The 10,102-nt window shown below is 36.4% G+C and carries 10 protein-coding genes, 1 riboswitch and 1 other annotated feature; of the genes, 6 read left to right on the top strand and 4 right to left on the bottom strand.

Annotated elements, in window-relative coordinates; genetic code table 11:
* Positions 1–95 precede the first annotated feature (95 nt).
* The 3 genes from rplL to HMPREF1252_RS01915 all read right to left on the bottom strand — a co-directional run bounded on the left by rplL (position 96) and on the right by HMPREF1252_RS01915 (position 2,721).
* On the bottom strand, positions 96–476 hold the full coding sequence (rplL, locus tag HMPREF1252_RS01925) for a 50S ribosomal protein L7/L12 (RefSeq protein WP_008902665.1): 381 nt from the start codon (positions 474–476) through the stop codon (positions 96–98).
* Between the two features lie 55 nt (positions 477–531).
* The gene (gene rplJ / locus HMPREF1252_RS01920; protein WP_023058980.1) at positions 532–1,068 is read right to left on the bottom strand and encodes a 50S ribosomal protein L10; all 537 of its coding nucleotides are present in this window, start codon (positions 1,066–1,068) and stop codon (positions 532–534) included.
* Positions 1,069–1,077: 9 nt separating this feature from the next.
* Positions 1,078–1,207 (bottom strand) — a sequence feature (ribosomal protein L10 leader region).
* A gap of 89 nt (positions 1,208–1,296) precedes the next feature.
* On the bottom strand, positions 1,297–2,721 hold the full coding sequence (locus HMPREF1252_RS01915) for an aspartate ammonia-lyase (RefSeq protein ID WP_023058969.1): 1,425 nt from the start codon (positions 2,719–2,721) through the stop codon (positions 1,297–1,299).
* A gap of 136 nt (positions 2,722–2,857) precedes the next feature.
* A riboswitch (FMN riboswitch) is annotated at positions 2,858–2,969 on the top strand.
* A 52-nt stretch (positions 2,970–3,021) separates the two neighbouring features.
* Here HMPREF1252_RS01915 and ribD point away from each other — a divergent pair.
* The 6 genes from ribD (at position 3,022) to HMPREF1252_RS01885 (ending at position 9,202) form a co-directional block, all read left to right on the top strand.
* Positions 3,022–4,128, top strand: a complete 1,107-nt coding sequence (ribD, locus tag HMPREF1252_RS01910; protein ID WP_023059103.1) for a bifunctional diaminohydroxyphosphoribosylaminopyrimidine deaminase/5-amino-6-(5-phosphoribosylamino)uracil reductase RibD — start codon at positions 3,022–3,024, stop codon at positions 4,126–4,128.
* Positions 4,129–4,132: 4 nt separating this feature from the next.
* Positions 4,133–4,768: a riboflavin synthase gene (locus HMPREF1252_RS01905; RefSeq protein WP_036746712.1), complete on the top strand. Its 636-nt coding sequence runs from the start codon at positions 4,133–4,135 to the stop codon at positions 4,766–4,768.
* 10 nt (positions 4,769–4,778) lie between these two features.
* Positions 4,779–5,984 carry a bifunctional 3,4-dihydroxy-2-butanone-4-phosphate synthase/GTP cyclohydrolase II gene (locus HMPREF1252_RS01900; protein WP_023059079.1) on the top strand — a complete coding sequence of 402 codons (1,206 nt, stop codon included), beginning with the start codon at positions 4,779–4,781 and terminating at the stop codon, positions 5,982–5,984.
* 42 nt (positions 5,985–6,026) lie between these two features.
* The gene (ribE, locus tag HMPREF1252_RS01895) at positions 6,027–6,494 is read left to right on the top strand and encodes a 6,7-dimethyl-8-ribityllumazine synthase (RefSeq protein WP_023059031.1); all 468 of its coding nucleotides are present in this window, start codon (positions 6,027–6,029) and stop codon (positions 6,492–6,494) included.
* 222 nt (positions 6,495–6,716) lie between these two features.
* Positions 6,717–7,940, top strand: coding sequence for a tyrosine--tRNA ligase (tyrS, locus tag HMPREF1252_RS01890; protein ID WP_023059130.1), 1,224 nt, complete (start codon positions 6,717–6,719; stop codon positions 7,938–7,940).
* The gene (locus HMPREF1252_RS01885) at positions 7,937–9,202 is read left to right on the top strand and encodes a dihydroorotase (protein ID WP_023058983.1); all 1,266 of its coding nucleotides are present in this window, start codon (positions 7,937–7,939) and stop codon (positions 9,200–9,202) included. The genes tyrS and HMPREF1252_RS01885 overlap by 4 nt, the downstream gene beginning before the upstream one ends.
* Before the next feature lie 68 nt (positions 9,203–9,270).
* Here the strand turns inward: HMPREF1252_RS01885 and HMPREF1252_RS01880 are convergent, their stop codons facing one another.
* A complete protein-coding gene (locus HMPREF1252_RS01880) occupies positions 9,271–9,972 on the bottom strand; it encodes a Crp/Fnr family transcriptional regulator (protein ID WP_023059014.1) in 702 nt (233 codons plus the stop codon).
* Between the last annotated feature and the right edge of the window lie 130 nt (positions 9,973–10,102).

The raw sequence follows: 10,102 nt of genomic DNA, 5'->3' as shown, positions 1-10,102 counted from the left end.
AATTAAATTTTATTTTTTTTGTTAGTTTTATAAATTTTATGGAAAATTTTTATTTGGACATAAAAAAAGACAGGTAAGACCTGTCTTTAAAATCATTATTTTACTGTTACAGTTGCTCCAGCTTCTTCAAGTTTAGCTTTTAGTTCTTCTGCTTGGTCTGCTGGGATTCCTTCTTTGATAGCTTTTGGAGCTTCGTCTACAAGAGCTTTAGCTTCTTTTAGTCCTAGTCCAGTGATATCTTTAACAACTTTGATAACCTTAACTTTTTCTCCACCTGCTGATTCAAGAATTACGTCAACGTCTGTTTTTGCTTCTTCTGCTGCTGGACCTGCTGCTGCTGGACCTGCTACTGCAACTGCTGCTGGAGCTGCTGCTGATACTCCGAATTCTTCTTCAAGAGCTTTAACTACTTCTGAAAGCTCGATAACTGTAAGTGTTTTGATTTCTTCAATAAGTGCTTGTACTTTTTCTGACATTATATTTCCTCCTAAATGTTTTTAAAATATTTTTTAATCTTTTTTATTTGAAGCATTAAGCTGCTTCTTGTTCTTTCTTTTCAGCAATAGCATTTAATACCACTGCTAGTCCTCTTATTGTACCGCTTAGTACATTTGCTAATCCTTGGATTGGTGCGTTTAATCCACCAAGTACTTGTGCAATAAGAACTTCTCTTGATGGAAGTTTTGCTAGAGATTCAATCATATCAGTTGATATAACTTTACCATCTAGTATACCTGATTTAATTTCTAAAGCTTCATGGTCTTTTGCAAATTCAGATGCGATCTTAGCAGCTGGTACTGCGTCTGCCATTGAGAATGCAATAGAAGATGGTCCTTTTAAAATTTCGTCTAATCCTTCGTATCCAAGCTCAGTAAATGCTCTCTTCATCAAAGTATTCTTGTATACTTTGTAATCAACTTGTTCTGCTCTGAATTTATCTCTTAACTCAGTAACTTCTCCTACGTTAAGTCCGTGGTAGTTCATAAGAACGATACTCTTAGCAGCTTCAATTTTTTCTTTAATTTCATCTACTTGGGCTTGTTTTTGGCTTAGTACTTGTTCTCTCACTCTTTCACCCCCAAAATAAAAAAATCTCACTAAAGCCGTGAGACGTAAATCCGATCATTAAAAAAATAATGTTTTTCGAACCTCGGCAGGATATTTAAGCTGTTGCACCTGCTGTCTTTGGCTTTAACATAGATATTATATATTGTGAAAATAGTAATGTCAAGATATTTTTTGAGTTTTATGTAAAAAGACCCTAGTTTTTAAAACTTAGGGTCTAAAATTTTATTTTTATTTATTATGTTTTTGTTTGATTAAATATTCTGCAGCAATACCTGGTTTAGTCATTGCTTGTGGATCGAATATTTCATTTATTTCTTCTTCTGTCAAAAGCTTTCTATCTAAAATAAGCTTTCTAATTGGAGTTCCAGTTCTTAGAGATTCTTTTGCAATATCTGCTGATACTTGGTATCCGATATGTGGAACGAATGCTGTTATTGTTCCTACAGAAGTTTCAAGATCCTTCTTAAGCACTTCTAGGTTTGGTTTTATATCTACTATACAATTATCAACTAGAGTTTCTACTCCGTGAGTTATAAATTCTATAGATTCATATAGTGAATAGAAAAGCACTGGTTCAAATGCGTTTAGTTCAAGTTGTCCACCTTCAGCACACATTGAAATAGTAACGTCGTTTCCGATTACTTTGAATGCTACTTGGTTTACAACTTCTGGGATTACAGGGTTTACCTTACCAGGCATGATGGAAGATCCATTTTGCTTTGGAGGTAGAATAATATCTGCAATCATGGTCTTTGGACCAGATCCCATAAGTCTTAAGTCGTTTGAAATTTTTGAAAGGTTCACTGCACAGGTCTTAAGGGCTGAAGAAAGTTCTACTAGTCCATCTAGGTTGTGAGTTCCGTCGATTAGGTCTGGAGCTTGTTCTAGATCGTATCCTGTAAGTTTTGAAATTTCTGGTACGATCATATCGAAGTAGTTTCTATCTACGTTTATACCAGTACCTATTGCAGATCCACCCATGTTAAGTACTTTGATTGCGTGTGAAGCGTGTTCAATTCTATTGATGTCACGTCTTATTACTGATGCGTAAGCGTGGAATTCTTGTCCAAGAGTCATAGGAACTGCGTCTTGAAGTTGAGTTCTACCCATTTTTAGGATGGTTGAGAATTCATCAGATTTATTCATAAGTGCATTATAAAGTCTATTTAGTTCCTTTATTGCATCTTGAATTAAATCTAGAGCTCCTAGTTTACCTGCTGATGGATATACGTCGTTTGTACTTTGTCCCATGTTTACATGGTCGTTTGGATGTACATGTTCGTAAGTTCCTAGTCCGCCGCCAAGGTGTTCGTTAGCGATATTTGCGATAACTTCGTTTGCATTCATGTTTGCAGAAGTTCCTGCACCACCTTGAACCATATCTGTTAAGAATTCTTCTAAATATTTACCAGCTAGGATTTCGTCGCATGCATAAACTATTGCCTTGCAAACATCATCGCTTAGGATTCCACATTTATTATTTACAATTGCACAGGCTTTCTTAACTAGAGCAAGGTTTTTAACCATTGCTGGATGTAGAGTTTTACCAGATATTTGAAAGTTTTCAGCTCCTCTTAGAGATTGAACTCCGTAGTAAGCCTCAACTGGTACTTGTTTGTCTCCGACACTATCATGTTCGATTCTATATTTCATTTTTTTCACCTCAAGTAAATTATAGCACAATATTTTTTTAGGGATAAAGTTTTCATAAATATAAAAAAAATATTTTTGATATTTTAATTGACAAAATTTCATTAACTGGTATCATTGAATTAGAACTAAATATATTTTATGTCTTCAGGGCGGGGCGCAATTCCCCACCGGCGGTAAAGTCCGCGAGCGCAAGCTGAATTGGTGAAATTCCAATACCGACAGTATAGTCTGGATGAAAGAAGAGATTTTTTTGTGTACTAGAACCCTGAAATGGGTTCTTTTTTTATTTTAGGAGAAGAAATGAAAAACTTAGACGATAGATATTTCATGAGTAGGGCGATAGAGCTTGCAAAAAATGGTATCGGTGCCACAAAGACAAACCCCCTTGTCGGATGTGTCATCGTAAGCAATGGAAAAATAATTGGTGTGGGTTATCACAAAGTATTCGGATCTTGCCACGCAGAGGTAAATGCGATAAATGATGCAAAGACAAAAGGAGAAAATTTAGATGGTGCCACCCTATATGTAAATCTAGAGCCCTGCTCCCACTATGGAAAGACTCCTCCCTGTGCAGATAGAATCATAGAGGAGAGGATCACAAGAGTTGTCATTGGAAACTGTGATCCATTTGAAAAAGTATCTGGAAGAGGAATAGAAAGATTAAGAAATGCAGGTATCGAAGTTGAAGTAGGAATTCTAAAAGAGGAATGCGAAAAACTAAACGAAAGATACTTTACCTATATAAAAAATAATAGACCATTTGTAGTTTTAAAATCTGGGATGACAATTGATGGAAAGATTGCGACGAGAACTTATGAATCCCAGTGGATAACTTCAGAAGAATCTAGAAAATTCTCCCACGAGCTAAGGGGAATGTGCGACGCGATTATGGTTGGAATAAACACTGTTTTAAAGGATGATCCCACATTAAATGTAAGAGCTGGAAGGTATCCACATAGTCCAGCTAGAATAATCGTTGATTCAAGACTTAGAATCTCACCATCGGCAAAAGTTTTGTCTAAGGATCTTGAAAATATAGCAATAATTGCCACAACAGAAAATTGCAACAGAGAAAAATTTGAAATCCTATCCAAGATGGAAAATGTAAATGTAGTAATCGTAAAAGAAAAAAATAAAATGGTTGATCTAAGAGATCTTATGGATAAATTAAAAATATTTAACATCTCTTCCATACTTTTGGAAGGTGGAGGAAGCTTAAATGCATCGATGCTAAGAGAAAAATTGGTAGATAAATTTTATTTCTTCATCGCTCCCAAGATCATCGGATCAGACGGAATCTCGGCAATTGGAAGTATGGGAATCGAAAAATTAGACGAAGCAATAGATTTAAAAGATGTAGAAGTTACTAAAATTGCAACTGACATACTCATAAAAGGAAGGATGTGATCGTATTTTTACAGGAATAATTGAAGAGCAAGGAAGATTAAATAGCATAAGAAAAGAAAAAGATCTCTATACTTTAAATATTTCGGCGAAGGTTGTACTTGAAGGAACAAAACTTGGGGATTCAATAGCAACTGATGGGGTTTGCCTCACCGTTACAAAACTTGGAGGAGATTATTTTGAAGCAGAAGCCATGCTTGAAACTATAAATAATACCACTTTTAAAGAATTAAAAGGCGGAGAGATTTTGAATTTGGAAAGGGCGTTAAGTCCAACTAAAAGGCTCGACGGTCACATAGTTCAAGGCCATGTGGACGGAGTGGGAAAAATTATAAATACTACCCACAACTCAAACGAAATAGTCTATAAAATTTCTGCCGAGGAGGATGTACTTAAGTACGTGGTCAACAAAGGTTCGATAGCCTTAGACGGAATAAGTCTCACAGTTTCAAAGGTAGATAGGAACTCTTTAGAAGTTTCCATAATCCCAACCACAATAAGAGAGACCAATCTAAAGGATAAAAAACTTGGAGACAGTATAAATATCGAAACGGATATCATCGGAAGGTATGTCTATAAATTTTTAAATAAAGAAGAAAAAAATAGCATTGATTTGGAATTTTTAAGAGAAAACGGATTTTAAGGAGAAGAAAATGAAAGTTAACACCATCGAAGAAATCGTAGAAGCGCTAAAGAATAAGGAAATCATCATCGTTACAGATGATCCTTCAAGAGAAAACGAAGGGGACATGATTATGGCTGCACAGTTTGCCACAGGAGAAGCGATAAACACCATGGCATCTCTTGCAAAGGGTTTAATTTGCATGCCAATGTCAAAAGAATACGCAATGAAACTTGACTTACCTCAAATGGTTGTGGAAAACACAGACAATCACGAAACAGCATTTACAGTTTCAGTGGACCATGTGGACACCACCACGGGAATCTCCGCCTACGAAAGAGCCCTAACTGCAGTTAAACTTACCGAAGAAGATGCAAAACCGGAAGATTTTAGACGCCCAGGTCATATGTTTCCATTAGTTGCAAAGGAAAATGGAATGTTCGTAAGAGAGGGACACACAGAAGCTACAGTGGATCTTTTAAAGATTGCTGGACTTAAAGAAGTGGGAATCTGCTGCGAAATCATGGCTGACGATGGACACATGATGCGAGGAGAAGAAATATTTGCCCTTGCAAAAAAATTAAACATGAAGATAACCACCACAGAAGAACTTATAAAATATAGAAAGAGACATGAAAAGATAGTTAAAGAGATTGCAGTGGCAGATCTTCCTACCAAGTTTGGAAAGTTTAGAGCCCACGCATATATAGATACTGTAACAGGAGAACATCACATAGCTTTAGTAAAAGGCGAAATCGGAGATGGAATGGATGTGCTCTGCAGAGTCCATTCAGAATGTTTGACTGGAGACTGCTTCGGATCATCTCGTTGCGACTGTGGAAACCAACTTCACATGGCAATGAAGAGAATCGACGAAGAGGGAAGAGGAATCCTTCTTTACATGAGACAGGAAGGAAGAGGAATCGGTCTTGTAAATAAGATTCGTGCCTACGCCCTTCAAGATCAAGGAATGGATACTGTGGAAGCGAACCTTGCCCTAGGATTTCCAGAAGATGCGAGGGACTATGCAACTGGAGCACAAATCCTAGAAGATTTAGGAGTAAAAGAGCTAAGACTTCTAACCAATAACCCGGACAAAATCTATTCACTAAAAGAATTTGGAATGAAGATAAAGGAAAGAGTGCCAATAGAAATTCATTCTACAAAAGATGACGAGTTCTACTTAAAGACTAAGGCAGAAAAGATGAACCACATGCTTTCAGAATTCATTAAGTAGTCATTATATTAAATAAATTAAGGATAACAAAAGGAGATAAAAATGAAAATTCACAACGCAAATTTAAGTTCACAAGGCAAGAAATACGCCATAGTAATGGGAAGATTTAACGAGTTCATCGTTTCAAAACTCTTCGACGGTTGCATCGACGGACTAAAAAGACATGGAGTTAAAGAAGATGAAATAGAAGTGTTCTGGGTGCCAGGATCATTTGAAATTCCAATCACCTGCAAGATGCTTGCAAAGACTGGCAAGTTCGACGCAGTAATAGCCCTTGGAGCAGTAATAAGAGGAGCGACAACCCACTACGAACTTGTATCCACAGAAGCGGTAAAGGGAATTGCCCAAGCATCACTTCAAACAGAAGTGCCAGTAATCTTTGGAATAATCACTACAGAAAATATAGAACAAGCAATAGAAAGAGCAGGTACAAAGATGGGCAACAAAGGTTTCGACGCAGCTGTAACTGCAATTGAAATGGCAAATCTTTTGGAAGAAATAAGAGGATAAGTTCAATTTATAGGATTAAAGCAAAATTAGATTGACAAAGAAAAAATATTAATATAAAATGTAAGAAACTTAATAAGAAATCTGTGAAGGTGACCCAGTAGAGAAATCGAATTACAACACCGGAGATTTCAGTGATTTTTAGAACAAGGCCCTAGGCAAAGAATGGTGGTAACACGAATGCGTCCATTCAAGCTTAGGGCGTATTTTTTTGTAGGAGGAAAAATGAACGTAATTGATATTTTAGAAGAACGTGGTTTTATTGACCAAATGACACATGAAGAAGAGTTAAGAGATCTGCTTGGAAAAGAAAAAGTAAAATTCTATATAGGATTTGATGCAACAGCAGACTCACTAACCCTTGGACATTTTCTTCAAATAAGAGTAATGCAACACATGCAAAGAGCAGGTCATATACCTGTTGCTCTACTAGGTGGAGGAACTACAATGATAGGTGACCCATCTGGTAAGAACGACATGAGAAAGGTAATGACAGAAGATTTTATAAATCACAATGCGGAATGTTTTAGAAAACAAATCTCACACTTTTTAGATTTCAGCGAAGGAAAAGGAATCATAGAAAACAACAAAGACTGGCTACTAGATTTAAAATTCCTTCCATTTATGAGAGAAATAGGAGTTCACTTCTCAGTAAATAGAATGTTAAACTTCGACTGCTACAAGAACAGAATGGAAAATGGACTTACATTCTTTGAATTTGGATACATGCTTATGCAATCCTATGACTTCCTATATCTTTACAGAAAACATGGAGTTAAACTTGAACTAGGTGGATCAGACCAATGGTCAAATATTATTGGTGGATACGAACTCGTTAGAAAACTTGAAAGTGACCTAGTATTTGGTATGACATTTAAACTTCTAACCACAGCATCTGGACAAAAGATGGGTAAATCAGAAAAGGGAGCAATCTGGCTAGATAGAGAAAAGACATCTCCATACGAAATGTTCCAATACCTAAGAAATAGCGACGATAGAGACGTAATCAAATTCTTAAAACTTCTAACCATGCTACCACTAGAAAAGATTGCTGAATACGAAAAGCTAGAAGGACAAGAATTAAATAAGGCAAAAGAAGTTCTAGCATTTGAAGTTGTAAAGGATGTCCATGGAGAAGAAGCTGCAAAAGAAGCACTAGAAGCATCTAAGGCACTATTCCAAGGTGGAGCTGATTCTGAAAATATTCCAAACGAAGATATGGATAGAAAAATCTTCGAAGAAGGAATAGGAATCTTAGACCTTATGACCAAATTAAATCTAACTAAATCCAACTCAGAAGCTAGAAGACTTATCCAAGGCGGCGGAGTTTCCATAGATGGAGAAAAAGTTCAAGATCCTAACTTAGTAGTGACAAAAGCTATGTTTAAAGACGACAAAATCATAATTCAAAAAGGAAAGAAAGTTCATCAAAGGATAACCCTAGTATGATTTTTAAAAATATAAGACTCATAGATCCATTAAACGATAGAGACATGGTAACCGATGTGGAAATCTCAGATGGAAAGATTATCTCCATCGACAAGACTGATAAACCTGGCATAGACATGACTGGTAAAATCATGGCCCCAGGATTTATAGATGCCCATGTTCACTTCAGAGATCCTGGCCAAACAGAAAAAGAAGATATAGAAACAGGTTCCAGGGCTGCAGCTAGAGGAGGATTCACCTCAGTAATCTGCATGGCAAACACAAGACCGACTATGGACTCAAAAGAACTCATAGAAGATTTTGTAAAAAGGGCAGAAGATTTAAAGATAAATGTCTACACAGTTTCTGCTTTGACGAAAGGTTTTAAAGGAATTGATATCGTAGACATGGAAGAGCATTTAAAAGCAGGTGCAGTTGCCTTTACCGACGATGGAATCCCAGATATGAGAACTGACATCGTAAAACTTGCCATGGAAAAGGCAAAAGAGCTTGACGCTGTCATATCTTTTCACGAAGAAGATCCAAGCCTTATAAAAGAAAATGGGGTGAACCACGGCAAAGTTTCCGAAGCTCTAAAGATTTACGGAAGTCCTAGAGCTGCAGAAGATGTGATGGTAGCAAGAGATGGAGCCCTATCTCTTTACACTGGGGCGAAGGTTGTAATCCAACATATTTCTTCTGGAGTCAGCGTGGATCTTGTGAGATTTTATAAATCTTTGGGAGCAAAACTCTATGCAGAAGTAACTCCTCACCATTTCACTCTAACAGAAGATGCAGTGCTAGAACATGGAACGAGAGCAAAGATGAACCCGCCACTTAGAACCTCTTGTGATAGAGAAAAAATCTTAAAGGCAATCGCCGATGGCACCATCGATATGATTGCAACTGACCATGCACCTCACACCAAGGAGGAAAAGGACAGAGAACTTACCAAGGCTCCAAGCGGTATAACTGGACTTGAAACATCATTTTCACTGGCCAATATGCATCTTTTGAAGGCAGGTCTTATAGATTTAAAAAAACTCGTTGAACTTATGAGTGTCAATGCGGCAAAACTCTACAATCTTCCGGGAGGAGAGATAAAAGTTGGAGAAGTATCTGACTTTGTAATCTTCGACACAAATACTAAATGGAAATTTGAAGAGAGCCTATCCAAATCAAAGAACACACCATTCTTAAATGAAGAAATGGAAGGAAAAATTTGGATGACTTTTGCAAAGGGAAATATTGCATATATTGACAAGGATTTAAAAATAAATTAAAAAATTATTAAATAAATAAATTTCAAAAAATATAAAAGGAAGGATGTTTTCATACACCCTTCCTATTTTTATGAGCTTACTATATTTTCCAAGACGTCCATCTTCCTGATGAGGATATTGCCCTTTGGAAGAAGTCTTACGATCTTTGCCTTTTCAAATTGATTTAACTTTCTCGAGATGGTTTCCCTTGTTACTCCTGAATAGAATCCAAGTTCCTCTCTATTGATATTCAAGTCGAGAAGGATTCCGTCCTTGGTAACCTTGCCGTAGAGATTTGCAAAATTTATAAGAAGTTTTGCAACCTTCATATCCGCATTTATACCAGATAGAATATCCACAAGGGATTCGGACTTTCTAATTCTTTCGTAGCATTGCTCAATTAAAATCATCAAGAAATCATAATTTTTAAGAAGAACATTTCTAAAGTCATCTGAAGAAATTTTAATGATAAGAGAGTCGGCGAGGCACACAGCATTGTATACATACTTATCTCCCGATAAAATATTTAATCCTCCAACAAAATCGCCGGCGGTGAACAGGTACATAATCTGCTCTCTACCATCAGTAAGGGGCATCGAAAGTTTGAAAACTCCTTCGTGAAGAATGAACATTACATCTGCAGGATGACCTGAAGTGAATATGGTCTCACCCCTTTTTACATATTGAGCCTCAAGGGATGAAGTCATCATAGAAAGTTCTTCCTCTGAGAGCATGGAAAGCATAGGGATATCTTTGCTATCTATTTTTATATTGTTAAGTATTATATCCATAAAAATCTCCTTTGTATTTCTAAATACTTTTTTATTTCGATAACCTCATTTTGTTCTAGCTTATCACCTAAATAAAATATCTTCAAGGTTGAAAAATAAAAAATCGTAAATTATAATTATTTTAGAGGTG

Origin of the sequence: Peptoniphilus sp. BV3AC2 (genome assembly GCF_000478945.1) — a bacterium.
GTDB lineage: Bacteria > Bacillota > Clostridia > Tissierellales > Peptoniphilaceae > Peptoniphilus_B > Peptoniphilus_B duerdenii.
The sequence above is the reverse complement of the archived record's forward strand: the minus strand, read 5'-3'. Positions and strand labels throughout refer to the sequence as shown.